A 25,983-nucleotide genomic window follows, 5' to 3' on the forward strand; every position below is an offset into this window, starting at 1 on the left:
AGCGAAACTCAGAACCGGACCGCGCTGCCGTAGCCGACGAGTTCGAGGTAACCAACGCAGTCCGGCCCTCGCACGAGACCTTCCCAGTAGACCGGAAGCCCCAGCGCGCTGCCGACCTCCTGATCCACCATTGCAGCGGTGAGGGGAAGCGTGAGCGCACCGGACCCCAAACGAACCTCTACCACCGGATCGACCGGATACGTCCCACCGGACCGCTCCGAACGCCACATCTGACGCGGATGGAAGGCAACGGCGTCTGGAGGCAATGTCTCGACCGAGCCGTCCGCCCCGCGCCACGAGCCGCCCGCATACGCGCTCGCGCCCGCCGCATCGCGCAGCCGGAATGCCGTCAGAGCCGAGCCGTCCGCAAAGTTGAGGCCCGTCCAGTCCCATCCGACGATCCCGGAAGCCAGAAGGTCGGACGACCATTCACGGTCGAGCCAGGCAAGACCCGTGACGGGCAGCGCCTCGTCGCCGCACTCCTGCGTCCGCAACGTACCGCTCACCCGCAGCTGCGGCAGGGAATAGTAGTAGCTTGCGTTCTCCGGAGCGGGGCCCTTGCGGCTGTAGCCGTTCTCCCCCTGCAGGAGAGGGGGCGTCGTCGGCTCCAGAAGGAGTTCGACCTCGAACGCGTTGTCGCCGACGCGCGTCTCGAAGCGACCGTCCGACCGCCGACGAAAGAACCAGTCGTCGATCGCGACGTCAGCGTCGCCTTCCTCCGCCCTCGCCAACCCGAACCCGTCGCGGGCCGCCCGTTCCGCGGTCTCGATGCGTCCGGCTTTCGGATCGGACACTCCCGCATGGGCAAAGAGGATCTGGTCCGGCGCGAAGCGGCTGGGATTGTCGCTGGCTGCCCCCGGCGGCCGGTTGCGAAAGAAGGTAACCTGGAAGCCGACCTCCTCGCCTCCCGGCAGCCGCAGCGACCCGGTGACGTACCACCACTCCGTGCGAAACGTGGGATGGGCACCGTGGTCGCGTGGGAAGACGAGGGGTACCCCCGGGCGAACCTGCGGGTACGCGATGGCACCGCCCAGGCCCGGACCCGCGTGGAGGCCGAACGGGAGAGACACCACGCCGACGAGGAAGCGGCGCCGGGAGAAGAGGACATGCTTCATATCGCATCCTTCGTGACGATCCGCGTGGCGCGATGGCTTGCCGGCGAGCCCATCACCAATCCTCCCGAACGGCGAGAACCGCGTCGCGGGCCGTCGCGCGCCGCGCCGCCAGCATGGCCGTCGCGGTGGCCGCGAGCGCGAGCGCCGCGACGACGGCAACGATCGTGCCGAGCGGCAGGCGGGTCTGCATGGTCCAGTTGAAGGACTGCGGGTTCACGACATGGATCAGGACCTGCGACAGGCCTAGCCCCAAGAGCACGCCCGCGAGCGCACCGACGAGCCCGAGCAACGCGCCTTCGAAGCCCAGCATAGCCACGATCTGGCGGGGTGCGACGCCGATATGGCGCAGCATGCCGAACTCGCGGATGCGAGCGATGGTCTGCGACGACACCGTGGCCGCGACGCCCGCCAGCCCGACGAGGATCGCGACCGCTTCCAGAAGATAGGTGACCGCGAACGACCGGTCGAAGAGGTCGAGCGCGTAGCGGCGCAGCGTGGCGGGCTCGGCGAGCGAGACGGCGCGCGAAAGGTCCGGTCCCAGAGCCCCGCGCAGCGCCTCGCCGGTGCGACTGGGGTCGGCACCCGGCTGCAGAGTCACCGCCGCCTCGTCGCGGGTGGCGTCGCCCGTCAGGCGCTCGTAGTCCTCGATCCGTATCGCGACCGCACCCTGTTGCCGCGCGTAATCGCGCCAGACCCCGGCGACCGTGAACTGCGCTCCCCGTCCGAGCGGCAGCGCGACGCGCTGACCCAAATCCCAGCCATAGATCCGGCTGGCGGGTTCGGAAACCCAGACGGGCAGGGCGCCCTGTGTGACGGCTGTCCGCCGGATCAGCGCGAGCGAGGAGGCGGGATCGGCAGCGACGGGCCGCGCGATCAGGATCACCGGCGGCTGGCCGGGACGCAGACCGAGAGGGAGCTGCCGGCTGAACTCGATGGCGCCGACGCCGGGCACGGCGCGCAGACGCGCCTGCGCCGCGGCGTCGAGGCCCGCGCCCCCGTCCACGCGCAGGTAGAGGTCAGAGTGCAGGACGTCGCCGAGCCAGTCGTCCACCGCCACCCGAAAGCTCGTCACCATGGTCGCCATCGCGATCATCAGCGCCGTGCTCGCCACGATGCCGCAAAGAGCGGTCGCAGCCTCGCCCGGCGCGCCGTGGACGTGGCGCAGCGCGAGAAGCGCGGCGGCGCCGCGTGGCGGACGGCGCAGGGGGGGTTCAAGAAGGCGGCGCAGGAGCCAGGGCACGCCCGCGACACCCCCCGCCAGGATGAGAGCCATCGCCGCGAAGCCGAAGAGCGGCAGTCCGTTCACGGCCGGCAGAAAGGCCAGCGCCGTGCCGACCCCCACGAGAAGCAGCGCGGGCTTCAAGAGCGGCGAGCGGCGCGGATCCAGCGCGTCGCCCGTGTTCTTGAGCGCGGCGGCGGGCGCGGCACGGCTGGCGGCTCGCGCCGGCAGGACGCTGCCCAGAAGCGCGGCGGCGAGCCCCAGCGCCAGGAAGGCAAGGGCCGCACCTGGCTGGAAGGCGACACCCGCCGCCCCGTCCCGGAAGTAGCCGGCGCCCAGATCGCCGCCGAACCAGCGCAGGAGCGCGACCGCCAGGCCCCAGCCGGCCAGAAGCCCGAACACCGCTCCGACGAGACCGATCACGAGACCCTCCGCCGCCACGGCCGCGATCACGCCGCCGCGCGGCAGGCCGAGCGTGCGGACCAGCGCAAAGACGCGCAACCGCCGCGCCACCGAAAGGGATTGCGCCGAGAAGACCAGGAAGCCGCCCGTCACGAGCGCGACCAGGGCCAGCATGTCGAGGTTGACCCGGTAGGCGCGCGACAGCGCGTTGCCCTGTGCGGCCTCCTCGTCGGCCCCGCCGAGCGAGGCGTCGCCGGGCAACAGCGCGGCGAGGCGATCCCGCGTGCCCGGCGCGTCGTTGCCGAGGCTCAGATCGATCCGGTCGAGCCGCCCCAGCCGGTCGAAGAGCCATTGCGCGGCGGCGATGTCGAGGACGCCGATGCGCTGGCCCTCCGCCACGCCCGGCAGCGCGCCGCGCAGACGCATGTCGGCCTGCCGCCCGTTGGCGGAGACCGTGACGCGGTCGCCGACCGACAAGCGCAGGTCCGACAGGACCGCGCGCGACAGGAACAGCGCATCCGGGGCGAAGGGGCTCTCGGTGCGCGTGTCGAGTCCGCTCGCGACACCGACGAGGCTCGGCGTCACCGCGACCGCCCGAAAGGCGTCGAGGCCGAGCAGCGTCAAACGCGTGGTGCCGATCTCGGCGTCGAGGCTGACCACCGGGCTTGCGCCCGCGACGCCCTCGGTGCGCGCCACCGTGGGATAGAGCGCCTCGTCGAACCCGAGCGGGCTCGCCGCCCGGACCGACAGATCCGCGGCCCCGTTGACGCCGCGCACCGCGCCGTCGAAGGCCTGGAGCGCCGAGGCGTTGACGAGATGCACCGCGAAGCCGAGCGCGACGCCCACCGCGATGGCGAGCGCCGTCAGGAGGAAGCGCGCCGGATGGGCGCGCGCCTCGCCCCGCACCAGCCAGCCGAGCGCGAGGCGCGCGCTGGCAAGGCCCGCCTCAGCGGCCATCGGAATCGCCTTTCGTCGCCGTGTCGTCGCGCAGGCCGGACGCGGTCAGCGTCAGGACGCGGTCGGCGATGCGGGCGGTGGCACGCGAATGGGTGACGATCACGGCTGCCGCCCCGGTCCGGCGCACGGCCGCGGCCAGGAGGTCGAGGACTCGCCCCGCCGTCTCGGGGTCGAGGTTGCCGGTGGGCTCGTCGGCAAGGATCAGCGCCGGCTCGTGGATCAGCGCGCGGGCGATCGCCACGCGCTGCAACTCGCCGCCCGAGAGGTCGCGTGCATAGTCGTCCGCGCGACCGCCAAGGCCGACGGCCTCCAGCATCGCGCGCGCCCGCTCGCCGATCGCATGCGCGTCGCTGCGCACCAGCGCGAGCGGCAGGCCGACATTCTGGCCGAGCGTCAGATAGGGCAGGATGTGGAAGGCCTGGAAGACAAAGCCGATCCGCTCGCGCCGCAGCCGGGTTCGCCCCGCCTCGTCGAGCGGGCCCACCGGCTCGCCGCCGATCCGCACCTCGCCGCCGTCCGGATCGTCGAGGCCCGCCAGGATGTTGAGGAGCGTCGATTTGCCGACGCCCGACTCGCCGAGGACGGCGACGATCTCGCCGCCTCTGACCGACAGGTCCAGGTCGTGAAACAGCTGTCGCCCGCCGGGCACCGACTTCGCGAGGGCGCGGACGCTCAGCGCCGCGCCGGGTGACGCACCGGCCGATCGGGCTTCGGCGCGCGCGGGGGCGAGGGTTTCGGACAAGGGCGGCTCCCGGCATGGCGTTCGCGGCCCGCGCCGAGGACCGGCGGCGGGTCAGGCGCATGTCGAGCCGACGGCCGCCGAGTCAACCCGGGCGGGCCCCGACGCGGCGTCGTGACGCCCATGACCCCGAGCGGTCAGGCCTCCGGGTCGAGCGAGCCCCTGAGGCTGTAGGAGAGGCCCTCCGGCCCGTAGCGCAACTCGCCGCGCCCGGCGAAGTAGCCGGGAACGACGCGTTCCACGAGCCGGCTGCCGAAACCCTTCCGGCTCGGCGCGGCGACCGCCGGGCCGCCGCTCTCGCTCCACCGGAACAGGAAGGCCTTGTCCTCGCCGGCCGTCCAGGACACCTCGACGCGCCCGGCATCGCCGGCCAGCGCACCGTATTTCGCAGCGTTCGTGGCGAGCTCGTGCGCGGCGAGCGCAAGACCCATCGCCTGCTGGCTCGACAGGTCCAAGAGCGGCCCGTCCAGCCGGAAGCGCTCGCCCGCGTCCCGATGCGGCTCGAGCGCCGTTTCGAGGACCGCCCGGATGTCGGACGCCTCCCAGTTCGCCTCGGTCAGCATCTCCTGGGCGCGGCCGAGCGCCTGGATGCGGGCCGACACGACCTCGGCCGCCTCGTCGAGGCTGGGCGCGTGGCGCAGGCTCTGCGTCACCACCGCCTGCACCATGGCGAGCGTGTTCTTCATGCGGTGCGCCAGCTCGCGCTGAAGAAGGCGCTGCCGCTTCTCCGCCTCGCGCTGGCTGGCCAGGGCCGCGCGCGTCTTCTCGTACTCCCCCGTCGCGCGCGCATTGGCCTCGGTGAGCGCGTTGCGGGCCTCGACCGTCTTCGTGGTCTCGTTGACGACGTTCATGAAGCCGGCGATCCGGCCCTCGTCGTCGTGCAGCGGCGAGTAGGAGAAGGTCCAGTAGGTGTCCTTGGTCACCCCGCCACGCGTCAGGCGCAGCGGCAGGTCCTCGTACCAGGTGCCTCGGCCCGAGAGCGCCTGCTCGGCGAAGGGGCGCACGCCCTCCAGCACCTCGGCCCAGTACTGCGTGAAGGGCGCCCCGATCGGATCCGGAGGCATGCCGACGATGGTCGGCGAATAGGCCTCGTTGAAGAACTGGAGAAGGTCCGGTCCCCAGAAGAAGACCATGTGCTGGCGCGAGCCCATGGCGAGGCGGATCGTCGCCTTCAGCGCGAGCGGCCAGCCCTCGATCGGCCCGAGCGAGGTCTCGTCCCAGCGCTTGGCGAGGATCGCCTCGCCGATCCAGCCCTGGCCGCGCAGGTAATCCTCGAACGTCTCGGGGTCGGAGGCGGGACGGAGCGGGGTCAAGCGTCGGGTCTCGGAGCGTGAAACGTATCGGGTTCGTTCTTCTTGGCGAGGCGCGCCGCCGACTGTCAACGCTCGGCTGTGTGGCCGCCTATCGCAACGCGGCGCGTGAGGCGAACGGGCAACGCCACGAGGCCGACACAAGTCCCGCGTTGTAACGGCAGCACAAAGGTGTGTTTCACGTGAAACGGGGGCGACATGCGCCGAGCGATCCAAGGGGCGGCGACGGCCCTCCTGCTTCTCATGGCCGCCGGCAATGCCGAGGCCGCCGCGCCGCCCCAGATTGAGCAGGGCTTCCGCCAGTTCCTGGAGCGCGAGATCTGGCCGGAAGCGAAGGCGGCCGGGGTCTCGCGCGCCGTTTTCGACCGGGCGCTCGGCAAGGTCCATCCGAACCTCGATCTGCCGGACCTCGTCCTGCCGGGCGAAACCGCGCCCGTCGAGGAGGTGAACCGGCAAGCCGAGTTCTCGAGCCCGGCCGGCTACTTCGACGAGAAGCGCATGGCGACCACCGTCACGCGCGGCCGCGCGCTCCTGCGCACCCACGCCCAGCTTCTTGCTCGCATCGAGCGCCAGACCGGCGTACCGGGGCCGATCGTCGTCGCGATCTGGGGCCGCGAGTCCGGCTACGGCACCGCCAAGATTCCCTACGATGCCTTCGAGGTGCTGGGCACCAAGGCCTATCTCGCGCGGCGCAAGGCGATGTTCCGCGAGGAACTGATCGCCGCGCTGCGCATCGTGGAGGACGGCGACCTTTCCGTTGCCGACATGCGATCGTCCTGGGCCGGCGCGCTCGGCCAGCCGCAGTTCATGCCCACCAAGTTTCGCCAGCTCGCGCGCGACGGCGACGGCGACGGGCGCCGCGACATCTGGAACTCGGTGCCCGACACGCTCCTGTCGATCGCCGCCTATCTCAAGGACGCCGGCTGGGTCGCGAACAGGCCCTGGGGCTTCGAGGCACGCGTGCCCGCATCCGTCTCCTGCACGATCGAGGGGCCGGACCGCATGCGCCCCGTCGCCGACCTCGCCCGCGCCGGCCTCACCCGCATCTCCGGCCAGCCGTTCCCCGCCTCGGAGGCGCGCCAGCCGGGCACGCTCCTCATGCCCGCCGGGCGCTTCGGACCCGCCTTCGTGGCGACGCCCAATTTCTACACGATCAAGAGCTACAACAACTCCGACCTCTACGCCCTCTTCATCGGCCATCTCGCCGACCGCATCGCGGGCTCCGAGGGCGCCTTCCAGACGCCCTGGACCGCACCCAAGGGCCTGACGCGCGGCGAGGTCTCCCGCCTCCAGCAGCGCCTCGAGGCGAAGGGCATGGATGTCGGGGGAACCGACGGCCTCGCCGGCTTCAAGACCCGCCGCTCGCTCGGCGCCGCCGAGGAAGCGGCCAGCCGCCCGGCCACCTGCTGGCCGACCCGCGAGACCGTACGCATCGCCGGTTGAGGCGCGGGTGCTCGGGGTCGCCAAGACGGGGCTCCGCCCTCGACCCGGCAGGGGAAGGTCTTCCCCTGCACCCCTTTCGTTGAAGAGGTTTCCCCGACCGGGGCGGGCCAACGGCCCGCCCCGGTCGGGGACATGTCACCCATAAAAAAGAAGGGTCCGGGAAGTCCTTCCCGGACGGGGATCGGGGCGGTAGCCCCGCCACGGACCCAAGCGCCCGCTCGCCTCAGGCGATGCGGCCGCCGCCCTGCCGGGTGATGGCGACGACCGAGGGACGCGTCGGCATGTCGGGCCGGAAGTCGGGCCAGCGGGTGGAGAGGTCCTCGTAGTAGGACAGGCGGCCGAAGCCCTCCCAGTCCTCGCCGCCGTCTCCCGGGTGCTGCACGGCGACGAAGGCGGTCTGGAGATCGGGCAGGACGAGGGGGCCGCACATCTCGGCGCCGACGGGGACGCGGAAGAAGAGCTTGGAGGTGCCGCGCGCCGGGCCGTCCGTGTCCACGGCCCAGAGACCGTCGGTGCGGCCGGTGGCCTTGGGGCTATTGCCGTCGGTCGAGACCCAGAGACGGCCCTCGGTGTCGACGTGGCAGTTGTCGGGCATGCCGAACCAGCCGTTGCGGGTGGTCTCGGTGGAGAAGGTCGCGCCGACGGCGGCCACGGCTGGGTCGCCGCACTTCAGGAGCACTTCCCAGCGGCCGGACTCGGCGGCGAAGTCGCCATCCGCCTCGGCGATCTCGATGATATGGCCGAAGGCGTTGTTGGCGCGCGGGTTGACGCCGTCCACCTGCGTGTCCTTGCGCTTGGTGTTGTTGGTCAGCATGACGTAGACGCGGCCGTTCTCGCCGTTCGGGCCGATGTCCTCGGGACGGTCCATCGGCGTCGCGCCCAGAAGGTCGGCGGCGCGGCGCGTCTCGATCAGGACGTCGCCCTGATCGCGGAAGCCGTTCTCGGCGGTCAGCGGCCCCTCGCCGAAACGCAGCGGCATCCAGCGCATCGTGCCGTCGTCGGCGAACTTGGCGACGAACAGCGTCCCCTCGTCGAGGAGGTTCATGTTGCTGGCGCGGTCGTCGGGGTTGAATCGACCGGCGGTGACGAACTTGTAGACGTAGTCGAAGCGCTCGTCGTCGCCGAGATAGAAGACGACGCGCCCGTCCCTGGAGACGACGTTGTCGGCGCCCTCGTGCTTGAAGCGGCCGAGCGCGGTGCGCTTGCGGGGCACCGAGTTCGGGTCCATCGCGTCGACCTCGACGACCCAGCCGAAGCGGTTGGCCTCGTTGGGCTCCTTGGCCACGTCGAAGCGGTCGTGGAAACGGCCCCAGATATAGGTGCCCTCGGGAATGCCGAGGCGCTTGTAGTTGGCCGCCTCGGGATGGTTTTCCGGCAGCTTGCCGGTGAAGTAGCCGTGGATGTTCTCCTCGGCCATGATGTAGGTGCCCCAGGGCGTGACGCCGCCGGCGCAGTTGTTGATCGTGCCCAGGACCTTGGTGCCGGTCGCATCCGCCGAGGTCTTGAGGCGGTCCGAGCCGGCGGCGGGACCGGTCAGCATCATCTCGGTGCCGGCCGTGATGCGGCGGTTCATGGCGCCGTCGCGCACGACCTGCCACTTGCCCTCCACCTTGCGGATCTCGACGATCGTGCCGCCATGGGCCGCCATCTCGACGTCGACGCGGTTTTGGTCGGCCTCGGCGATCTTGAGCTTGGGGGCCGTCTTGGCGGGGTCCTTGGCGTCCGCCTCCTCGACCACCTGGACGATGCCCGGGAACATCAGGTGCTCGTTGGTGTATTCGTGGTTCACCACGAGGAGGCCGTGCTCGGAGGAGCCGTCCAGCGGGATGAAGCCGACATAGTCGTTGTTGTAGCCGAACTGGCGGCCCTGAGCCTCGGGCGTCTGGCGCGTCGGATCGAAGGCGGGGCTGTCGGGGAAGAGGGGATCGCCCCAACGCAGCAACACGTCCGCGTCGTAGCCCTCGGCTACGTGGTGGTGTTCGTCGATGCCGGCCTGAACTTCCGGGAACGAGAAGCGCGAGCCGCCGCCGGCCGAACCCTGGGCACGGGCCTCGTCGGCGACCAGAAGCGCCGCCGGGCTGACGGTCGCGGCGATCGCGGCGGCCGCCAGCGAACCGCGCAGGATGTCGCGGCGCGAGAAGCGGCGGGCGATGATCTCGCCCATGGTCGTGTTCGCGGTCGGGTTCAGCCCTTCGCCGTCTGCCTCCTCGAGGCGGCTGGTCGGAAAGGCGGCCTGACGGGACGCGTGCTCGTTCATCGAAATGTCCTGGGTCGCGTTTCTGGAAACGTTCCAGAGCCGCCCTAGGGGCCGAAGATCACAGGTAGATGACAGGCCGCGCGGAGGCTGGCCTGGCCTGTTCGGGCAGAGGCCCGCTCACGTACCGGACGGGCCGCTTTGGATGAAGTTTCCATGACACGGGAACGGCGGTCGGGCGCGCCGCGTCACCCGGTATGTGAGGACGCCGCACCACGGCGGGCGCTCGCCTCCCGATCCTCGGATGTCGCTGAAAGGACACTGATGAAGCCCCTCCTGATCGCCGGTGCTCTGGCCGCGCTTCTCGGCTCGCCTGCCTTATCTCAGCCTGCGCCCGGCAACGCGACGCAGCCCGCCGTTCCGGCCTTGAATTCGGGCGAGGAGGTGGACTCGGGCGTCGGCGCGACCGATCCTCAAAGCTTCGTCGGCCGCACCGCGATGAGCGCCGACGGACGCGAGATCGGCCCGATCCGCGAGGCGCAGATGGCCGGCGACACGAGCGACGGCGAGCTTCTCGTGGTGGAGCACGAGGGGCGCATGCTGCGCCTGCCGGCGTCCGGCGCGAGCGTTTCGGGCGAGCGCGTGACCGTGTCCTCGACCTTCGACCGCGCCATCGCGAACTGACCCCGTCCGGACATGACGAAGGGGCGCCCCGATGGGAGGCGCCCCTTCTCGTCCATCCGATATGTCGGTGGTGAGCCGGCTTACTTCGAGCCGAGGCAGAGGATCGGGTAGACCGAGTCCTGCACCTTAGCGGTCGCGTCCGGCACGCTTTCCAGCGTGGCCGACGCGTCGGCCGTCTGGTAGCGGACGTCGTGCGCCTCGAGGAAGCGCGCGGCGGCGTCGGGGCGGATCGCGAAGTTGATGGACTGCGGGATGTCGCCCGTGAGGTCGGCCACGGCCACCGCGTTCAGCTTGGCGGTGACGACGCCGACCACGCGGCCCGCGAGGTCGACCAGCGGGCCGCCAGAGTTGCCGGGCTGCACGGGGGCCGAGATCTGCAGGTAGTTGGCGTCGTTCATCAGGCCCATGAGCGAGGACACGTTGCCGCGCGTCACGTTCAGGCTGTCGGCCAGGATCGAGCGCAGAGGGAAGCCAAGCGCCAGCACGTCCTCGCCGAGGCGCGGCTTGCCGCCGACGATGGCGAGCGGCTTGCCGAGAGGCTTGTCCATCTTCACGAGCGCGAGGTCGTGGTCCTCGTCGACGACGACCTTCGAGGCCGCGCCGAGGTCGCCGACGAGCACGGTCTTGCAGCTCTTGGCGACATGGGCGTTGGTCAGGAGCCAGCCATCGCTCGACACCACGAAACCGGTGCCCGAGGAGTCGAAGCCGGGGCCTGCCGTGCCGCCCTTGCCCTTGTCCGGGGTCGTCGGGGCGGCAGCGGCCTCCTCGCCGAAGGCGACGCCCGCCGCGCGGCCGGACTCGAAGAGCTTGGCCATGGGGCCGAGTTCGGCGGCGGGCTCGCCGGCGAAGGGCTGGAAGCTCTCGGCCGCGACCTGCGCATAGGGACGCACCAGTGCGTCCTGGTCGCTCCAGGCGACCGAGAAGCCGCGCAGGTCCGTGCCCCGGCCCTGGAAGCGGATCAGGAAGTCGCGCCCCTCTTCGATCCCGCGGATCGTGAAGCCGTCGCCCTTGCGCTCGGCGGTGGCGACGCGCCGGTCCGGCCCGTTGGCCGACAGGACGTCGAAGACGCGGTCCAGCGTGTGTCCGTCGTTGAAGCGGACGGTTTCGATCTCGATGCGGCTGTCGGCCGAGCGCCACATGCGGCCGATCTCGGTGTCGCCGGCCGGCTCGACCAGCGTGCCGGGGAGCGCGATGCGCGCGCCGGTGGTCGTGTCGTCGGCGAACGTGAAGCCCACCGCGTCGCGCGTCTTGTCGCTCGCCTCGATGAGGGCGCGCAGGAAGCGCTCGTCCATCACGCCGTCGGCCACCATGGCGTGCCGGGCCTGGAAGTCGCGCACGGCGCGCAGGGTCTGCGGGCCGACCTCGCCGTCGAACGGTCCCTGATAGTCGCCGCTCCAGGCCAGGCGCGTCTGCAGGCCCTTGCGGAAGGCGATGTCGGTGTTCTGGTTGTAGGCGGCAGCCAGTTCGCCTGTGGGCGAGGCGTGCGCGGGCAAGGCCAGCGGCGAGGCGCACAGGACGAGGCCGGTCAACATCGCGGTGATGGCTGCGCGCATCGTCTTATCCCCAAGCCCCAAATCAGTCCGGGGGATAAACGCAAGCGAAGCGTTTTCGATCCCGGCCGATTAATGTTTTGTCAAGCTTTAGGTCCTGAGTTTTTCGATATCATTGCTCGGGCGTGTGGAAAACCTTTCAAATGCGTTTCGTCGCGCCCGGCGGGTGCGGCATCCGGCCGCTCAGCGCGGCTCCGGCTCGTCGCCCGGGTGCAGCTCGATCTCGCTGATTCGCCCCGCCCGGCGCACGAGCTTGGCGGTGGAGACGAGGACCTGCTCGACGTCGCGCCCCGCCTGCCCGAAATGGGTGCGCAGCGCCTCGGCCCGGGCCTGGAGGCGCGCCATGTCCTCGGCCAAGAGCATGACCTCGCGCTGGATGCGGCCCGCCTCCTCGCGCATGCGTTGATCCTTCAGAAGCGCGCGCACCACCTCGATCGAGAGCATCAGGAGGGTCGGCGAGACCACCACGACGCGCGACCGCCGCGCGCGCTGGAGGATGTCGGGGAAGTACTCGCCGAGATCGGCGAAGATCGACTCGGACGGCACGAACAGGAAGGCGGTGTCCTGCGTCTCGCCGGGCAGGAGGTACTTCTCGGAGATCGCCCGCACATGCACGTCCATGTCGCGGCGAAGGCGCGCGGCGGCCGGCTGGCGCGTGCTCTCGTCCGGCGCCTCGCGAAACGCCGTCCAGCTTTCCAGGGGGAACTTCGCGTCCACCACGAGGGCGGGCGCGCCGTTCGGCATGGGGATTACGCAGTCCGGCCGCTTGCCGTTGGAGAGCGTCGCCTGGAACGAGTAGCCGCCCGGCGGCAGCGCGTCGCGCACGATCGCCTCCATGCGCGCCTGGCCGAAGGCGCCGCGCGCCTGCTTGTCGGCGAGGATGTCCTGCAGCCGCACCATCTCGCCGGCAAGGTTCCGGATGTCGCCCTGCGCCCGGTCGATCAGCGCGAGCCGTTCCTGGAGGCGGGCCAGCGTCTCGCCGGAGCGCTCCGCCTGCTCGGCGAGCTGGCGGTGGAGCGTGCGGCCGACCTCGCCCTGACGCTGTGCCAGGAGCTCGCCCATGGACTGGACCCGGCCCGAAAGCTCGGCCTGCGCGCGCAGCACCGCTTCCAGCCCCTCGCCCTCGTATCCGGCCCCGGCGCCCCGGCGGCGGCGCAGGAGGCGCCACAGGATCGCGAGCGCAAGGAGAAGGAGCGCGAGCTCGCCCACGGTCACAAGATGCGATCCGAGCGCGAAGAGCGGTCGGTCGAGAAGCGGGGCGAGCGAGGCGAAGTCCATGGGGGCGGACCCTATCGTCTCGGCGCCCACCGGGCCAGATCAAACCGGGAACGCCCGCGCCTCGGTTGACCGCCCGGAGGCTTGCGATTACCTGACGCCCATGACCGTCAAGCCCCTCGTGATCCTGCCCGATCCCATCCTGCGCCGCGTTTCCGATCCCGTGGTGCGGGTCGACGATGCCGTGCGCCGTCTCGCCGACGACATGCTGGAGACGATGTACGACGCGCCTGGCATCGGGCTCGCCGGAATCCAGGTGGGCGAGCCCCTGCGCATCGTGACCATCGACCTCTCCAAGGAGGACGATCCGGAAAAGGCACCGCAGGTCTTCCTGAACCCGGAGATCCTCGGCGGCTCGGACGAGCGCTCCGTCTACGAGGAAGGCTGCCTGTCGATCCCGGACTACTACGCCGAGGTGGAGCGCCCGGCGCGCGTCACCGTGCGCTGGCTGGACCTCGACGGCAGGAGCCGCGAGGAGGAGGTGGACGGGCTGCTCGCCACCTGCCTGCAGCACGAGATCGACCACCTGAACGGCGTTCTCTTCATCGACCACATCTCGAAGCTCAAGCGCGACATGGTGATCAAGCGCTTCACCAAGGCGGCGCGCAAGTCGGCCTGAGGCCGGCGGGGCTTCCGCAGCCCCGCCCCCGGACACCTACAGACGGACTGACGTCCCATGACCCTGCGCATCGTCTTCATGGGCACGCCCCACTTCGCCGTGCCGACGCTGACGCGCCTTCACACTGAGGGCCACGAGATCGCGGCGGTCTACGCCCAGCCGCCCCGGCCCGCCGGCCGACGCGGCCTGCAGCTCGTGCCCGCTCCCGTGGCCGTCGAGGCCGAGCGCCTGGGGCTCGAGGTGCGCACGCCGGTCTCGCTGAAGGGCGAGGCCGAGCGCGAGGCATTCCGCGCGATCGGCGCCGACGTCGCGGTGGTGGTGGCCTACGGGCTCCTCCTGCCGCAGGCCGTGCTCGACGCGCCGCGTTTCGGCGCGCTCAACGGCCACGGCTCGCTCCTGCCGCGCTGGCGGGGCGCGGCGCCCATCCAACGCGCGATCGAGGCCGGCGATCCCGTGACCGGCCTCATGGTGATGGGCATGGAGGCGGGGCTCGACACGGGACCCGTGGCGCTGACGCACGAGGAGACGATCGGGCCGCGCGACACGGCGGGCGATCTGTCGGCGCGCCTGTCGGCCGCCTGCGCCGGGCTGATGGCCGAGGCGATGCGGCGGCTGGAAGACGGGACGCTCGACTTCGAGACGCAATCATCGATCGCCGCCCGCACGGGTCGCGAGACGCTCTATGCCGCCAAGATCGACAAGCGCGAGGCCGAGATCGACTGGCGGCGGCCCGCCGATGCGATCGCGCGCCGCGTCAACGCCTTTTCACCCGCGCCCGGCGCCTGGACGCTCCTGCGCGGCGAGCGGCTGAAGCTCCTGCGCGCGGAGGCGGTGGAGGGGGCGGGCGAGCCCGGCGCCGCGCTCGACGACGCGCTTCTGGTGGCGGCCGGCGACGGGCGCGCGGTGCGCCTCCTCGAGGTCCAGCGCGCCGGAGCCAAGGCGGCGCCGGCGGGTGAGATGCTGCGCGGCGCGCCCGTTCCCGCCGGCACGCGGCTCGGGCTCTAGCCTTCGTGCCCCGCTACAAACTCACCATAGAATACGACGGCACACCCTACGTCGGCTGGCAGAGGCAGAAGAACGGCCTGTCGGTGCAGGAGGTGCTGGAGCGCACGATCGGTGCGTTCGCGCGCGAGGAGGTGACGGTGTTCGGCGCGGGGCGCACGGATGCGGGCGTCCATGCGCTCGGCCAGGTGGCCCATGTGGACCTTGCGCGCGAATGGCGGGCCGACACGGTGCGCGATGCGTTGAACGCGTCGCTGCGCGAGGCGGGCGGCGTGTCCGTGCTCGCCGCCGAGCGGGTGCCGGATGCGTTCGACGCCCGCTTCTCGGCCAGGAAGCGGCATTATCTCTATCGCATCCTCGACCGGCGCCCGCCGCCGACCGTTCTCAAGGGCCATGTCTGGTGGGTCTGGCGCCCCCTCGACGTGCCGGCCATGCACGAGGCCGCGCAGCGGCTTCTGGGCACGCACGACTTCAACGCCTTCCGCTCCGTGAACTGCCAGGCGAAGAGCTCGGTCCGCACGCTGGAGCGGCTCGACGTCACGCGCGAGGGCGCCGAGATCCACATCCGCGCCTCGGCCCAGAGCTTCCTCCACAACCAGATCCGCTCCTTTGCGGGCACGCTGAAGCTGGTGGGCGAGGGGCGGTGGAGCGGGGACGACGTGGAAGCGGTCCTGGCATCCGCCGACCGCACGCGCTGCGGCCCCGTCGCCCCGCCGGACGGGCTGTATCTCACGCAGGTCGACTACGAGGCTTGATCCGCTGCGGAACCGGCGGTCGGGATCGGACCGTCGCCTGCCCCGCGGAATGGTCCGCCGCTACTTGCGCGTCGTGTGTCCGAGCGCGCTTGCGGGTCCCGCCAAGGCCGCGCAGGCATCCGTCCATGCGGGATCGCTCTCGTCGAGCGCCGAGCGCAGATAGGCCCAGACCATCCGCCGCGTGAGTTCGAGGCGATCGGGATTCTCGTCGTCGGTTTCCTTGGCATCGTAGCCGGCAATGCCGCCCAGCCCGTGCTTGGCCCCGAAAAGGGTGAGCAGGGCGTCGGCACCGGGGCTGAGGTGGTAGGGGTCGGCGTGCCAGTCGGGGCCGCGAAGCGTAAGGTGCGGGCTGTTGTCGGCATCGCCGTACACGACCAGCGCCCGGGTGGTCATGTGCGCGAAGTCGGGTGAGAACATCGGCCCGTATCGCTTGGCCGCCGCGCTCAGGTCGTCGCCGCCCGCGCCCGGCGCGGCCAGAAGGACGCCGGCCTTGATGCGGGGCTCGCGGAGGTCGACGATGCCTGCGTCCCGGCCCTCGTCCGTCTTCACGCGGGCGCCCAGCAACAGGCTGACCGTCTGTCCGCCCAGCGAATGGCCGACCGCCGCGATGCGATCACGGTCGAGCCGCCCGGCCAGCGTGGGAACGGCGGCCTCGATCGCGTCCAGTCCATCGAGGATTCGTTTCAGCTCGTCCGCGCGCTCCCGCATGAACATCGGGCCATCCGGTGCGGCGGAGGGCAGGCCGGCGACCTTGGAGTTGGCGTGGCTGGGCTGGATCACGACGAAGCCGCGCTCCGCCAGAAAGTTCACCAAGGGACCGTAGCCGTCCTTGGACGGGACATAGAGCGAGGGGCCGTGCCCGTGCGACAGGAGGACGACTGGAAGCCGGTCGCCGGACACGGGCGTCGTGATCCGCATCTCCAGGGGCTGCGGGCGGCCGGGAACCGGCAGAAGGACTGGGCTGAACGAGGCCGCCATGGCGGCGGGCGCGACGGGGATGGCGCGGGCGATGTCGATGAGGTTGTTCATGCGGGATCCTTGCTGGCTGGCATGGGCGGCCCGATCGGTGTAAGAAACGGATCGTCGCTCCGCTTGTGATATACGGAGCAATGTTCCGTTTATCAAGCCGGCATGGCGCGTCGCGAGTTCGGAGAGATGGATTGTCGAAGGAGCCGATGGAGCCATCCGCCGCATCGACCGGACGCGGCGTCCGCGCAGACGCCCGCCGCAACGAGGATGCCCTCTTGGAAGCCGCCAAGCAGATCTTCGCCGACCAGGGCATCGACGCGCCGGTCCGCGAGATCGCGGCAAGGGCAGGGGTCGGGATGGGCACGCTCTACCGGCGCTTCCCGACCCGGTCCGATCTGATCGCCGGCGTGTTCCGCCGCGAGGTGGACGCCTGCACGGCGGCGGCCGCCGAACTGGCGCGGCGTCATGCTCCGGCGGACGCGGTGGCGTTCTGGCTCGAACGCTACTGGGAGTTCCTGACCACCAAGCGGGGTCTGGCGGCCGCGCTGCATTCCGGCGATCCGACGTTCGAGACGTTGCCGGGCTATTTCAGGGCGAATTTCGAGCCCGCGCTGCGCGCGCTGCTGGACGCCGCGGTCGCATCGAAGCAGCTGCGCGGCGACGTGGAGCCCTGGGACTTGCTGCGCGCGGTCGGTGCGCTCGCCGGAACGGCCAACAGCTGGCCGATGGTGGCGCTCCTGATCGACGGATTGCGCGTCAGGGCGAACTGACGGGCGCGCCCTTACGCCACCCGGATGCCGAAGACGTCGGAGACGGCGGCGTAGCTCATGAGCGCCACGATCACCATCATCGTGACGATCGCGATCGAGAGCGGCAGGTCGGACTGCGTGGAGTGGCTGACGAGGCGGACCGTCAGGACGATCGAGAGCGCGGCCACCACGAGGCCGAGCGCCTGCGTCCCCTCGTTGGAGCCCGTCAGCAGGACGAGCAGGAAGAAGGGCGAGAAGATCCACGCCATCAGCGCGCCGCCCCAGTTCAGCGCCACCACGAAGGGCACGATCTTGCGCGTGAAGCCGATATGGGGCGCGGCCGACATCATGATGAGGATGGGCACGAGCCAGGCGGTCGCGTCGGCGGCGGCGTGGGCGAGGTAGTCGATCGCGGTGCCCGCCTGGCCCCCGGCGCGCTCGATGCGCTCGAACTCGATCCAGGACAGGATCGAGGGCGGCAGGGCGACGAGAAGCGCGGCGAAGGAGCGCCAGAATCCGTCGGCCGAGAGGTCGAGCCGGCGAAGGCCGTCCGGCTGCCCGCCCATCAGACGCGCCGCGCCCGAGAAGTAACGCAGGATTTCGCCGAGCGAGGGCAGGAAGTCAGGCGTGGGCGGCGAACCAGCGGGCAATGAAGGTCTCATAGATGCGCGTCAACGTCTCGAGGTCCGACAGGGCGACACGCTCATCAGCCATATGCATGGTGCGCCCGACAAGCCCGAACTCCACCACCGCGCAATGGTTCTTGATGAAGCGCGCATCCGACGTGCCGCCCGAGGTCGAGAGGTCCGGGACGCGGCCGGTGACAGCCTCGATCGCCTCGCCGAGCGTCTGCGTCAAAGCGCCCGGGGCCGTCACGAAGCATTCTGAGACCGGCTCGCGCCAGCGGACCGCGTGCTCGCCGGGGCCGCGCGGGCAGGCTGCGAGCCCCGCCTCGATGCGCCGCTCGAGCTCGGTGCGCAGCGTCTCGCCGGTCCAGCAGTCGTTGAAGCGCACGTTGAAGCGCACCGTGGCGCTCGCGGGAACGACGTTGGTGCTGGGGTTGCCCGTGTCCACCGAGGTGACCTCGAGGTTGGAGGGCTGGAACCGGCTCGTGCCGCCGTCGAGAAGGGGATGGAGCAGCGACTGCAGCACGGGCCCGAGCCGGTGGAGCGGGTTGTCGGCCCTGTCGGGATAGGCGACGTGGCCCTGGCGTCCCGTAAGCGTAAGCTCGCCCGAGAGCGAGCCGCGCCGCCCGATCTTGACCATGTCGCCGAGCGCGTCCGGATTGGTCGGCTCGCCGACGAGGCAGGCATCGAAGCGAAGGCCCCGGGCCTCGGCGTGGCGCAGGAGCTTCACCGTGCCGTTGACGGCCGGACCCTCCTCGTCGCCGGTGACGAGAAGCGAGACGCGGCCCGCATCGGGAAGGGCGCCGCGCGCGACAAGGCGCGCGAGCGCCGCCACGAAGCAGGCGATGCCGCCCTTCATGTCGACCGCGCCGCGCCCCCACATCTCGCCGTTCTCGACGGCGGCCGAGAAGGGCGGGTGGCGCCAGTCGCCCTCCGGACCCGGCGGCACGACGTCGGTGTGGCCGGCGAAGCAGAGGTGGGGGCCTTGCGAGCCGCGCGTGGCGAGAAGGTTCTCGACGCTCGCCTCGCCGTCTTCGTGAAAGACGGGGCGCTCGGTGGAAAAGCCGAGCGGCGCCAGCATCCGCTCCAGCGCCTCGAGCGCGCCACCCTCCTCGGGCGTCACGGAGGGGCAGCGCAGAAGCGTCTCGAGGTTGCGGGCGGGGTCCAGGACAAGCTCGGTCATGGAGGATGCCTTAACGTTCCGTGCCGATCGCGTCACCCCTCAGGGCTTGCCTTGAGCCTGTGCATGGAAAAATCAAGACTGGTGCTTTCCCGCCACGCTGCGCTACGTTCGTGAACGGTTCGTAACCTTCGCCCCAGCTTCGCCACGTTTTGGCCGGGTTCGGAAGCGAGTTCGGGCCGCAGGGGAAACTGCCATGGGGGCCATGCATGACCTATCAGCGGGCTGAGGAAGCCCGGTTCGCTCGTTTGCGCGCCGGTCGTTTCAAGCACGTGGCGACCTTCGCCATCCTCGCACCGCTGATCCTGACGGGATGCGTGTCCCAGAAGGACACCCTGACCGGCACCGCCGACCTCACGCCCGCCTCACCCGCCGGAACGCAGGTCGCGGAAGCGCCCAAGGCGGTCGAGATCGCCAGCGCCGACGGCGGTCCCAGCCGCGTGATCCTGCCGCAGACCCGTCCCGGCGCCGAACCGGTCCAGGTGGCGGCGGCCGCCACGCCCACCGCCGAGCGGGGCGAGCGCGTCGCCCGCGTCCAGGCGCCCCGTTCCCTGGCCGGCCGCGCGCTCGACACAGCCTCCGCCGCCAAGGACGCCGCCGCGCTCACCGCGATTGCCGCCAAGGACACGGTGGTGGCCGGCGCCGCCAAGGTCGGCTCGGGCGCCGTCCACGTCGCCAGCGTCTCGGTCGCCACGGTCCAGAACGTCGCGCAGGCCGTGTCCGACACGATCACCGGCGACCCCAAGATCGACCGCATGATCGAGAAGGCGGCCGACGAGAACGAGATTCCCCGCGAACTCGCCTACGCGGTGGTGCGCGTCGAGAGCCACTACAATCCGCGCGCCAAGGGCGCGGGCGTCTACGGCCTGTCGCAGATCAAGCCCGCCACCGCGCGCGGCCTCGGCTTCTCCGGCCCGGCCGAGGCCCTGCTCGATCCCGAGACCAACCTTCGCTACGGCATGCGCTACCTCAAGGGCGCCTGGGAGGAGGGCAACGGCGACGTCTGCCAGACCGCCATGAAGTACAAGGGCGGCCATCGCACCACGGTGATGACCAAGTCCGCCAGCGTCTACTGCTCCAACGTCAAGCGCCACATGGCCTCGATCCGCGCCCGCAAGACGCCGGCCATGGGTCCCGACCGCATCCTGGTGGCCGCCGTCGAGCCGACTCCGCGCAAGGGCCTGATCGCCCGCAGCATCGCCACCGCAGCGCCGACGCCGCTTCCGGGCGTCTCGGCCGCAGCCCTGATCGCTCCCACCGCCGCGCAGGCCGCGCCGGCGAGCGCGTCCGCCGCCATCGCTCCCGCGGCCGTCGCGCGTGTCGCCCTGCCGTCCGGCGCGCCGCGCACGGCCGAGGCCGCGCCGGAAGCCTCCGTGCCGCCGAGCGTGAAGGTCGCGGAGAACCGCCCCGTGCCGCTCCTGGAGCGCGTCGCCAATCGTCCCGCCTCCACCGGCGGACGCGTCGTGCGCGCCGCGCCCGAACCGGACGCCAGCCGCTTCGGCGGGACGTTCGACGCCTCCGGCCCCTCGACGGGCGCCGCCGCGCCGGCGGGCGGCCTCGGCTTCAACTGATCGAAGCCGACCCTTCCAACGAAAAAGGCCGGGCGCTGAGCCCGGCCTTTTTCGTTTCAGGAGCGGGCGCGGCTCAGCCGCGCAGGAGATCGTTGATCGAGGTCTTGGAGCGCGTGCGCTCGTCGACGCGCTTGACGATCACCGCGCAGTAGAGCGCGGGGCCCGCCTCGCCGTTGCCCATGGGCCTGCCCGGCAGCGACCCGGCGACGACCACGGAGTAGGGCGGCACCTCGCCGTAGGTGATCGAGCCGGTCTCGCGGTCGACGATCTTCGTGGACTGGCCGATGAAGACGCCCATGCCCAGCACCGAGCCCTCGCGCACGATGCAGCCCTCGACGACCTCGGAGCGGGCGCCGATGAAGCAGTTGTCCTCGATGATGGTGGGACCCGCCTGCAGCGGCTCCAGGACGCCGCCGATGCCGACGCCGCCCGAGAGGTGGACGTTGCGCCCGATCTGGGCGCAGGAGCCGACGGTCGCCCAGGTGTCCACCATCGTGCCCTCGCCGACCGAGGCGCCGAGATTGACGAAGGAGGGCATCAGGATCGCGCCGCGCCCGATCGAAGCGGAGCGACGCACGATGGCGCCCGGCACGGCGCGGAAGCCCGCCTCGCGGAAGCGCGCGGCATCCCAGCCGTCGAACTTCGAGGGCACCTTGTCCCACCAAGTCGCGCGGCCCGGGCCGCCCTCGACGATCTCCATGTCGTTGAGGCGGAACGAGAGGAGCACGGCCTTCTTCAGCCACTGGTGGACGGTCCAGCCGCCGTCGCCGCCGCGCGTCGCGACCTTGAACTCGCCTCGGTCGAGACCGTCGAGGGCGGCGTCCACGGCTTCGCGGACCTCGCCCGTCGTCGTGGCATCGATCGTCTCGCGCGCCTCGAAGGCGCTCTCGATCGTGGTTTCCAGCTTGGCGGCGTCCAGCATCGCGAAATCGTCTCCGGCGGCGTATGGGTCGGCAGACGCTCTATGGGACCCCCGGCAAGGGGTCAATCGCAAGGCACGGCAGGACCCATGACCGACGACGACAGCGCCAAGACCGAGGCCGACCTGCCCGTGAAGCCCGACGGCGAGCCGGTGGGCACGTTCAAGCCGTTTCCCTCGTCCGGCCACGACCTCGCGCGCCAGGCGGCCAGGCCCGACACGCCGCAGACCCGCTCGCCGACCTATCGCCTCGCCTTCGACGACCACGACTTCATGAACTCGGACGCCATGCGGGGCGTGCGCCTGCAGCTGGAGCTGATGAAGCCGGAGATGGCGCTGCGCGAGGCGGGCATCCTGTCGACCGTGGTCCTGTTCGGAGGCGCGCGCATCCCGGCGCCGGGGCAGGCCCCCTGGGCCGCGCGCAACGAGGGGCAGGCGGAGCGCCTTCGCGCCAACAGCCGCTTCTACGACGAGGCCCGGCACTTCGCGCGGCTCGCCTCGCAGCATTCCGCCAACACCTCGGGCGGCAAGGAGTTCGTGATCGTGACGGGCGGCGGTCCCGGCGTCATGGAGGCGGGCAACCGGGGCGCGGCGGATGTCGAGGCGGTGTCGATCGCGCTCAACATCACACTGCCGCACGAGCAGGCGCCCAACCCCTACGTCACGCCCGAACTCTGCTTCAACTTCCACTACTTCGCCCTGCGCAAGATGCACTTCCTCCTGCGCGCCAAGGCGATGGCGATCTTTCCGGGCGGCTTCGGCACGATGGACGAGTTGTTCGAGGCGCTGACGCTGATCCAGACGGGCCGCATGGCGCGCATTCCGGTGGTGCTCTTCGGGGGCGACTTCTGGCGCCGCGCGGTCGACTTCGGCTTTCTCGCCGAAGAAGGGACGATCGCGCCCGGCGACCTCGAACTCTTCCACTTCGTCGACACGGCGGAAGAAGGGTGGGCCGTGATCCGGAAGGCCTACGGCTTCTGAGCGCCCGCGCATGGCGTCGAGGGACGGAACGGGGGAACCGCGACGGCGCCGCCCCGTTGGCCCCTAACCCTGAGACAGGAGGACGCCATGGGCGATCTCGACACCGATTCCGACATGATGCGCCGCCAGCAGGCGATGGACGTGCATGAGCGCCTCGCGCCCGACGAGACGCACGCGGCGCGCGGCGCGAGCGACACCGACGCGCAGAGCCGGGCCGCGCGCGAGGCCGCCAAGGCCGACGCGGTCACACGCGTCAACACGCAGCAGGACGCGGTCTTCGCGCAGAACCGGCGCGGCGTAGGCGCTGCGGAGGCCGATCAGATGGCGGACGCGGCCAGCGGCGGCGTCTCGCTGGCGCATCCGGGCCGCTCGCTGCTCGGCGACTGACGATCCGGCCCCGGGGCGTCGCCCCTCAGGCGGCGTCCCCTGCCTCGCCCCGGATGCGGCGCAGGAAGCGCGTCAGGTCGTCGGTGACGAAGTCGATGTGCTCGCCGTCCCGTCCCTCGTGCTCCCAGACGTCGCCGATCGTGGTCTCGAAGTTTTCCGGCACCACGAGAACCGTGCGCATGCCGCGCGCCTTGGGCACCTCGAGGTTGCGCGCGAGATCCTCGAACATCGCGGCGTTGGCCGTGTCGATCCGGTGGAGGCCGGCGAACTTGTCGTAGGTCTCGGCGGCGGGCTTGGGGACGAGGCCTGCGGCGACAATGTCGAACACGTCCTCGAAATGCTCGAAGATGCCGAGCTGGCGGGCCGTGCGCTCGGCGTGTCCCCGGTCGCCGTTGGTGAAGATGAACTTGCGCCCCGGCAGGCGGGCGATCTCGGCGCCGAGCGCCGGGTCGGGCGCCAGAAACGAATAGTCGATGTCGTGGACGAAGGAGAGGAAGCCGTCGGGGTCGATCCGGTGGCGCTCCATGAGCCCGCGCAACGTCGTGCCGTATTCGCGGTAGAGCTCCTTCTGCACCACCTTGGCCTCCTCGGCCGAGACCTGGAGGAGTTCCGAGACATAGGACGTCATGCGCTTGTCGATCTGCGCGAACAGGTCGGTGCGGCGCGGGTAGAGCGTGTTGTCGAGGTCGAACACCCAGTCGCGGACATGGGCGAAGTCGGCGGGCCCGGCGTCGGGCGTGCGGCGGATCGTGGTGCTCAGGGGGGCGTCGGTCATGGCGCCATTCCGCATGGCTGGCCGTCGCGGTCAACCCGGACGGCCGGGGCAGGGGGCGGCGACGCTGCGCCGCCCTTGCGGGATGTCAGGCCGATCGCGGCGTCTGGCGCGCGCCGAGCGGGATCGCCAGAAGCGCCAGCAGCGTGACGGCGGCCGCGGCGGTGAGATAGAGCCCGACCGAGCCGACCCCGTAGCCGGTCGCGAGCTTGGTCGCGATGTAGGGAGCCAGCGAGGCGCCCACGATGCCGCCGAAGTTGAAGGTCAGCGAGGCCCCGGTGTAGCGCACGGCCGTCGGGAAGAGGTTGGCGAGCGCGGTGCCGAGCGGCCCGTAGGTCAGGCCCATCAGCGAGAAGCCGATGATCTGGAACGCCAGCACGCTGACCCCCGTGCCGAGCCCGAAGAGCGGCGCGAACAGGAAGCCGAAGGCGCCGATGCCGAGCGTCGCCGCCACCAGGACCGCGCGCGCCCCGAAGCGGTCGGCGAGCTTCGCCGAGACGGGAATGGCAAGGCCGAAGAACACCACGGCCAGCATCTGGAGCGGCAGGAACTCGGCCCGGCCGAAGCCCAGCGCGCCCGTGCCCCAGGACAGGACGAAGGTCGTCATGAGGTAGAACAGGACGAAGGTCGCCATGGCGCCGAACGTGCCGGCGAGAAGCGCGCCCTTGTGCTCGGCGAAGACGGTGACGAGCGGCACCTTGACGCGCTCGTGGCGGTCGAGGGCGGCGCGGAACTCCGGCGTCTCGTGGATGCGCAGGCGGACCCAGAGGCCCAGCAGCACGAGGGCTGCCGAGGCGACGAAGGGAATGCGCCAGCCCCAGCTGTAGAAGGCCTCGTCGGAGATGAGCTCGGCCAGAACCAGGAACGAGCCGTTGGCCAGGATGAAGCCGATCGGCGCGCCAAGCTGCGGGAACATGCCGTACCAGGCGCGCTGGCCCGGCGGTGCGTTCTCGGTGGCGAGCAGCACCGCGCCGCCCCACTCGCCGCCCAGGCCCAGCCCCTGCCCGAAGCGGCAGAGCGCCAGCAGGAGCGGGGCGAGGACGCCGGCCGCCTCGAAGGTCGGCAGAAGGCCGATGGCGACCGTCGACAGGCCCATGGTCATGAGGGCTGCCACCAGCGTCGCCTTGCGGCCGATCCGGTCGCCGTAGTGGCCGAACAGCGCCGCGCCCACGGGCCGCGCGAAGAAGGCGATCGCAAACGTCGCGAACGACTGCAGCATGGCCGAGGTCGGATCGGCCGAGGGGAAGAAGAGGTGCGGGAAGACCAGCACCGCGGCGGTCGCGTAGATGTAGAAGTCGAAGAATTCGATCGTCGTGCCGATCAGGCTCGCAAACAGGATGCGGGCCTTCGAGTTCGGGGCGACAACCGCGGGGGACGAGGGGCTCACGGCAAAGGGCTTTCAGGGATGACGGAGGCGTACCCGCAGGTACGCCCCAGCGCGTACCCCAGGGATCGGCCGCCGACAACCCGAAAACGCGACGATCGCCTTACGGAACGATCAGCGTTCCCGCGCCGTGCTCGGTCAGGAGTTCCAGAAGCACCGCGTGCCGCGTCTTGCCGTTCAGGATCACGACGCCCGCCACCCCGCGCTCGATCGCCTCGATGCAGGTCTCGACCTTCGGGATCATGCCGCCCGAGATCGTGCCGTCGGCGATCAGCGCGCGCGCCTGCGTGACCGAGAGTTCCTTGATCAGCTCGCCGTTGCGGTCGAGGACGCCCGGCACGTCGGTCAGGAACAGGAGGCGCGAGGCCTCCAGCGCGCCGGCAATGGCGCCTGCGAACGTGTCGGCGTTGATGTTGTAGGTGTGACCGTCGCGGCCCGGGGCGACCGGCGCGATGACGGGGATCATCTCGGAGCGGGCGAGAAGGTCGAGAAGCGTGCGGTCGACCTCGGCCGGCTCGCCGACGAAGCCGAGATCGAGCACGCGCTCGATGTTCGAGTCGGGATCGCGCACGCGCTTCTCCGCCTTGCGGGCGAAGACCATGTTGCCGTCCTTGCCGCACAGGCCGATGGCCCATTCGCCCTCGGCGTTGATGAGGGCGACGATCTCCTTGTTGATCGAGCCGGCCAGGACCATCTCGACGATCTTCACGGTCGCCTCGTCGGTGACGCGAAGGCCCCCCTCGAAGCGCGACTCGATCCCCATCTGCTTCAGCATGGCGCCGATCTGCGGGCCGCCGCCATGCACCACGATCGGGTTGATGCCGCTCTGCTTCAGAAGCGCGATGTCGCGCGCGAAGGCCTGGCCGAGCGAGGGATCGCCCATGGCATGGCCGCCGTACTTCACCACCACGGTCTTGTGCTCGTAGGCCTGCATGAAGGGCAGGGCCTCGGCCAGGAGACTGGCCTGCATCTCGCTCGTGGTGGTCATGAACGCTTCCCGTGTCGGCGGCTGGGTTTCGGCGCGTCCTCTAACAAGTCCGCGCCCCGCAGGCGAGTGCGCCGCGCGCATGGTGAAGGAACTGTTAATGAGCACTGTTGCGGCTGGCGCCGAGGTTGCGTTGTCTTCCATCATGGGTTGTGCGGCGAATCGCACGCGCCGGGCAGGGGCGGGTCCATGGGAT

23 protein-coding genes are annotated in these 25,983 nt (G+C 71.0%); 9 read left to right on the top strand and 14 right to left on the bottom strand.

Translation table 11 applies throughout. The features are described from left to right. Nucleotides 1-8: 8 nt before the first annotated feature. From AUL35_RS13590 to AUL35_RS13605, 4 genes are all read right to left on the bottom strand, one after another. Nucleotides 9-1,115, bottom strand: a complete 1,107-nt coding sequence (locus AUL35_RS13590) for a lipocalin-like domain-containing protein (RefSeq protein WP_062015655.1) — start codon at nt 1,113-1,115, stop codon at nt 9-11. Nucleotides 1,116-1,167: 52 nt separating this feature from the next. Then, the gene (locus AUL35_RS13595; RefSeq protein ID WP_062015657.1) at nt 1,168-3,693 is read right to left on the bottom strand and encodes an FtsX-like permease family protein; all 2,526 of its coding nucleotides are present in this window, start codon (nt 3,691-3,693) and stop codon (nt 1,168-1,170) included. After that, a complete protein-coding gene (locus AUL35_RS13600) occupies nt 3,683-4,435 on the bottom strand; it encodes an ABC transporter ATP-binding protein (RefSeq protein WP_082666323.1) in 753 nt (250 codons plus the stop codon). The genes AUL35_RS13595 and AUL35_RS13600 overlap by 11 nt, the downstream gene beginning before the upstream one ends. Before the next feature lie 134 nt (nt 4,436-4,569). Next, nucleotides 4,570-5,745 (bottom strand): PAS domain-containing sensor histidine kinase, encoded by a 1,176-nt coding sequence (locus AUL35_RS13605; RefSeq protein ID WP_082666324.1) that lies wholly within the window; start codon nt 5,743-5,745, stop codon nt 4,570-4,572. A gap of 195 nt (nt 5,746-5,940) precedes the next feature. Between AUL35_RS13605 and AUL35_RS13610 the strand changes: the two genes are divergently transcribed. Then, on the top strand, nt 5,941-7,185 hold the full coding sequence (locus AUL35_RS13610) for a lytic transglycosylase domain-containing protein (protein ID WP_062015659.1): 1,245 nt from the start codon (nt 5,941-5,943) through the stop codon (nt 7,183-7,185). A 223-nt stretch (nt 7,186-7,408) separates the two neighbouring features. On the opposite strand, the gene AUL35_RS13615 is transcribed toward AUL35_RS13610, so the two are convergent. Beyond that, the gene (locus tag AUL35_RS13615) at nt 7,409-9,442 is read right to left on the bottom strand and encodes a PhoX family phosphatase (protein ID WP_062015660.1); all 2,034 of its coding nucleotides are present in this window, start codon (nt 9,440-9,442) and stop codon (nt 7,409-7,411) included. A gap of 261 nt (nt 9,443-9,703) precedes the next feature. On the opposite strand from AUL35_RS13615, the gene AUL35_RS13620 reads away from it, so the two are divergent. Then, the gene (locus AUL35_RS13620) at nt 9,704-10,063 is read left to right on the top strand and encodes a hypothetical protein (protein ID WP_062015662.1); all 360 of its coding nucleotides are present in this window, start codon (nt 9,704-9,706) and stop codon (nt 10,061-10,063) included. Nucleotides 10,064-10,143: 80 nt separating this feature from the next. Here the strand turns inward: AUL35_RS13620 and AUL35_RS13625 are convergent, their stop codons facing one another. Together AUL35_RS13625 and AUL35_RS13630 are read right to left on the bottom strand one after the other, a co-directional pair. Then, entirely contained in the window at nt 10,144-11,616 is a 1,473-nt protein-coding gene (locus AUL35_RS13625) for a serine protease (RefSeq protein ID WP_244493774.1), read from the bottom strand. A 180-nt stretch (nt 11,617-11,796) separates the two neighbouring features. Continuing rightward, nucleotides 11,797-12,891, bottom strand: coding sequence for a DNA recombination protein RmuC (locus AUL35_RS13630; RefSeq protein ID WP_062015664.1), 1,095 nt, complete (start codon nt 12,889-12,891; stop codon nt 11,797-11,799). 100 nt (nt 12,892-12,991) lie between these two features. On the opposite strand from AUL35_RS13630, the gene def reads away from it, so the two are divergent. The 3 genes from def to truA are packed head-to-tail and all read left to right on the top strand — an operon-like array spanning nt 12,992 to nt 15,264. Further along, the gene (gene def / locus AUL35_RS13635; RefSeq protein ID WP_062015666.1) at nt 12,992-13,507 is read left to right on the top strand and encodes a peptide deformylase; all 516 of its coding nucleotides are present in this window, start codon (nt 12,992-12,994) and stop codon (nt 13,505-13,507) included. A 57-nt stretch (nt 13,508-13,564) separates the two neighbouring features. After that, entirely contained in the window at nt 13,565-14,512 is a 948-nt protein-coding gene (gene fmt / locus AUL35_RS13640) for a methionyl-tRNA formyltransferase (RefSeq protein WP_062015668.1), read from the top strand. 5 nt (nt 14,513-14,517) lie between these two features. Next, nucleotides 14,518-15,264, top strand: a complete 747-nt coding sequence (gene truA / locus AUL35_RS13645) for a tRNA pseudouridine(38-40) synthase TruA (protein ID WP_062015670.1) — start codon at nt 14,518-14,520, stop codon at nt 15,262-15,264. Between the two features lie 60 nt (nt 15,265-15,324). On the opposite strand, the gene AUL35_RS13650 is transcribed toward truA, so the two are convergent. Continuing rightward, nucleotides 15,325-16,293 carry a chlorophyllase gene (locus tag AUL35_RS13650; protein ID WP_062015672.1) on the bottom strand — a complete coding sequence of 323 codons (969 nt, stop codon included), beginning with the start codon at nt 16,291-16,293 and terminating at the stop codon, nt 15,325-15,327. 146 nt (nt 16,294-16,439) lie between these two features. Here AUL35_RS13650 and AUL35_RS13655 point away from each other — a divergent pair, with 146 nt between their 5' ends. Beyond that, the gene (locus tag AUL35_RS13655; protein ID WP_062015717.1) at nt 16,440-17,003 is read left to right on the top strand and encodes a TetR/AcrR family transcriptional regulator; all 564 of its coding nucleotides are present in this window, start codon (nt 16,440-16,442) and stop codon (nt 17,001-17,003) included. Nucleotides 17,004-17,014: 11 nt separating this feature from the next. Here AUL35_RS13655 and AUL35_RS13660 read toward each other — a convergent pair whose 3' ends face one another. Both AUL35_RS13660 and dapE read right to left on the bottom strand, forming a co-directional pair. Continuing rightward, complete coding sequence (locus AUL35_RS13660) at nt 17,015-17,632, bottom strand: hypothetical protein (protein ID WP_244493775.1); 618 nt, start codon at nt 17,630-17,632, stop codon at nt 17,015-17,017. Then, nucleotides 17,604-18,791 carry a succinyl-diaminopimelate desuccinylase gene (gene dapE, locus AUL35_RS13665; RefSeq protein ID WP_062015673.1) on the bottom strand — a complete coding sequence of 396 codons (1,188 nt, stop codon included), beginning with the start codon at nt 18,789-18,791 and terminating at the stop codon, nt 17,604-17,606. Before dapE ends, AUL35_RS13660 begins: the two co-directional genes overlap by 29 nt. 206 nt (nt 18,792-18,997) lie before the next feature. On the opposite strand from dapE, the gene AUL35_RS13670 reads away from it, so the two are divergent. Further along, a complete protein-coding gene (locus AUL35_RS13670; RefSeq protein ID WP_082666325.1) occupies nt 18,998-20,359 on the top strand; it encodes a lytic transglycosylase domain-containing protein in 1,362 nt (453 codons plus the stop codon). A 73-nt stretch (nt 20,360-20,432) separates the two neighbouring features. Here AUL35_RS13670 and dapD read toward each other — a convergent pair whose 3' ends face one another. After that, nucleotides 20,433-21,281, bottom strand: a complete 849-nt coding sequence (dapD, locus tag AUL35_RS13675) for a 2,3,4,5-tetrahydropyridine-2,6-dicarboxylate N-succinyltransferase (RefSeq protein ID WP_062015677.1) — start codon at nt 21,279-21,281, stop codon at nt 20,433-20,435. Between the two features lie 87 nt (nt 21,282-21,368). Between dapD and AUL35_RS13680 the strand changes: the two genes are divergently transcribed. Continuing rightward, a complete protein-coding gene (locus AUL35_RS13680) occupies nt 21,369-22,259 on the top strand; it encodes an LOG family protein (protein ID WP_082666326.1) in 891 nt (296 codons plus the stop codon). 87 nt (nt 22,260-22,346) lie between these two features. Then, nucleotides 22,347-22,646: a hypothetical protein gene (locus AUL35_RS13685; protein WP_062015679.1), complete on the top strand. Its 300-nt coding sequence runs from the start codon at nt 22,347-22,349 to the stop codon at nt 22,644-22,646. A gap of 25 nt (nt 22,647-22,671) precedes the next feature. On the opposite strand, the gene AUL35_RS13690 is transcribed toward AUL35_RS13685, so the two are convergent. The 3 genes from AUL35_RS13690 to argB form a co-directional block, all read right to left on the bottom strand. After that, complete coding sequence (locus tag AUL35_RS13690) at nt 22,672-23,421, bottom strand: pyrimidine 5'-nucleotidase (RefSeq protein WP_062015680.1); 750 nt, start codon at nt 23,419-23,421, stop codon at nt 22,672-22,674. A gap of 85 nt (nt 23,422-23,506) precedes the next feature. Continuing rightward, nucleotides 23,507-24,805 carry an MFS transporter gene (locus tag AUL35_RS13695; protein WP_062015683.1) on the bottom strand — a complete coding sequence of 433 codons (1,299 nt, stop codon included), beginning with the start codon at nt 24,803-24,805 and terminating at the stop codon, nt 23,507-23,509. A gap of 100 nt (nt 24,806-24,905) precedes the next feature. Next, a complete protein-coding gene (gene argB, locus AUL35_RS13700) occupies nt 24,906-25,790 on the bottom strand; it encodes an acetylglutamate kinase (RefSeq protein WP_062015684.1) in 885 nt (294 codons plus the stop codon). Nucleotides 25,791-25,983 lie beyond the last annotated feature (193 nt).

This window comes from Aureimonas sp. AU4, from assembly GCF_001463765.1.
In the GTDB taxonomy this organism is placed as follows: Bacteria; Pseudomonadota; Alphaproteobacteria; order Rhizobiales; family Rhizobiaceae; genus Aureimonas.

What these genes read in the sequence shown, in the direction of transcription:
- AUL35_RS13590 (WP_062015655.1), bottom strand. Translation starts at nt 1,115, where the DNA reads ATGAAGCATGTCCTCTTCTCCCGGCGCCGCTTCCTCGTCGGCGTGGTG.
- AUL35_RS13595 (WP_062015657.1), bottom strand. Translation starts at nt 3,693, where the DNA reads ATGGCCGCTGAGGCGGGCCTTGCCAGCGCGCGCCTCGCGCTCGGCTGG.
- AUL35_RS13610 (WP_062015659.1), top strand. Translation starts at nt 5,941, where the DNA reads ATGCGCCGAGCGATCCAAGGGGCGGCGACGGCCCTCCTGCTTCTCATG.
- AUL35_RS13615 (WP_062015660.1), bottom strand. Translation starts at nt 9,442, where the DNA reads ATGAACGAGCACGCGTCCCGTCAGGCCGCCTTTCCGACCAGCCGCCTC.
- AUL35_RS13620 (WP_062015662.1), top strand. Translation starts at nt 9,704, where the DNA reads ATGAAGCCCCTCCTGATCGCCGGTGCTCTGGCCGCGCTTCTCGGCTCG.
- AUL35_RS13625 (WP_244493774.1), bottom strand. Translation starts at nt 11,616, where the DNA reads ATGCGCGCAGCCATCACCGCGATGTTGACCGGCCTCGTCCTGTGCGCC.
- AUL35_RS13630 (WP_062015664.1), bottom strand. Translation starts at nt 12,891, where the DNA reads ATGGACTTCGCCTCGCTCGCCCCGCTTCTCGACCGACCGCTCTTCGCG.
- def (WP_062015666.1), top strand. Translation starts at nt 12,992, where the DNA reads ATGACCGTCAAGCCCCTCGTGATCCTGCCCGATCCCATCCTGCGCCGC.
- fmt (WP_062015668.1), top strand. Translation starts at nt 13,565, where the DNA reads ATGACCCTGCGCATCGTCTTCATGGGCACGCCCCACTTCGCCGTGCCG.
- AUL35_RS13650 (WP_062015672.1), bottom strand. Translation starts at nt 16,293, where the DNA reads ATGAACAACCTCATCGACATCGCCCGCGCCATCCCCGTCGCGCCCGCC.
- AUL35_RS13655 (WP_062015717.1), top strand. Translation starts at nt 16,440, where the DNA reads ATGGAGCCATCCGCCGCATCGACCGGACGCGGCGTCCGCGCAGACGCC.
- dapE (WP_062015673.1), bottom strand. Translation starts at nt 18,791, where the DNA reads ATGACCGAGCTTGTCCTGGACCCCGCCCGCAACCTCGAGACGCTTCTG.
- AUL35_RS13670 (WP_082666325.1), top strand. Translation starts at nt 18,998, where the DNA reads ATGACCTATCAGCGGGCTGAGGAAGCCCGGTTCGCTCGTTTGCGCGCC.
- dapD (WP_062015677.1), bottom strand. Translation starts at nt 21,281, where the DNA reads ATGCTGGACGCCGCCAAGCTGGAAACCACGATCGAGAGCGCCTTCGAG.
- AUL35_RS13680 (WP_082666326.1), top strand. Translation starts at nt 21,369, where the DNA reads ATGACCGACGACGACAGCGCCAAGACCGAGGCCGACCTGCCCGTGAAG.
- AUL35_RS13685 (WP_062015679.1), top strand. Translation starts at nt 22,347, where the DNA reads ATGGGCGATCTCGACACCGATTCCGACATGATGCGCCGCCAGCAGGCG.
- AUL35_RS13690 (WP_062015680.1), bottom strand. Translation starts at nt 23,421, where the DNA reads ATGACCGACGCCCCCCTGAGCACCACGATCCGCCGCACGCCCGACGCC.
- argB (WP_062015684.1), bottom strand. Translation starts at nt 25,790, where the DNA reads ATGACCACCACGAGCGAGATGCAGGCCAGTCTCCTGGCCGAGGCCCTG.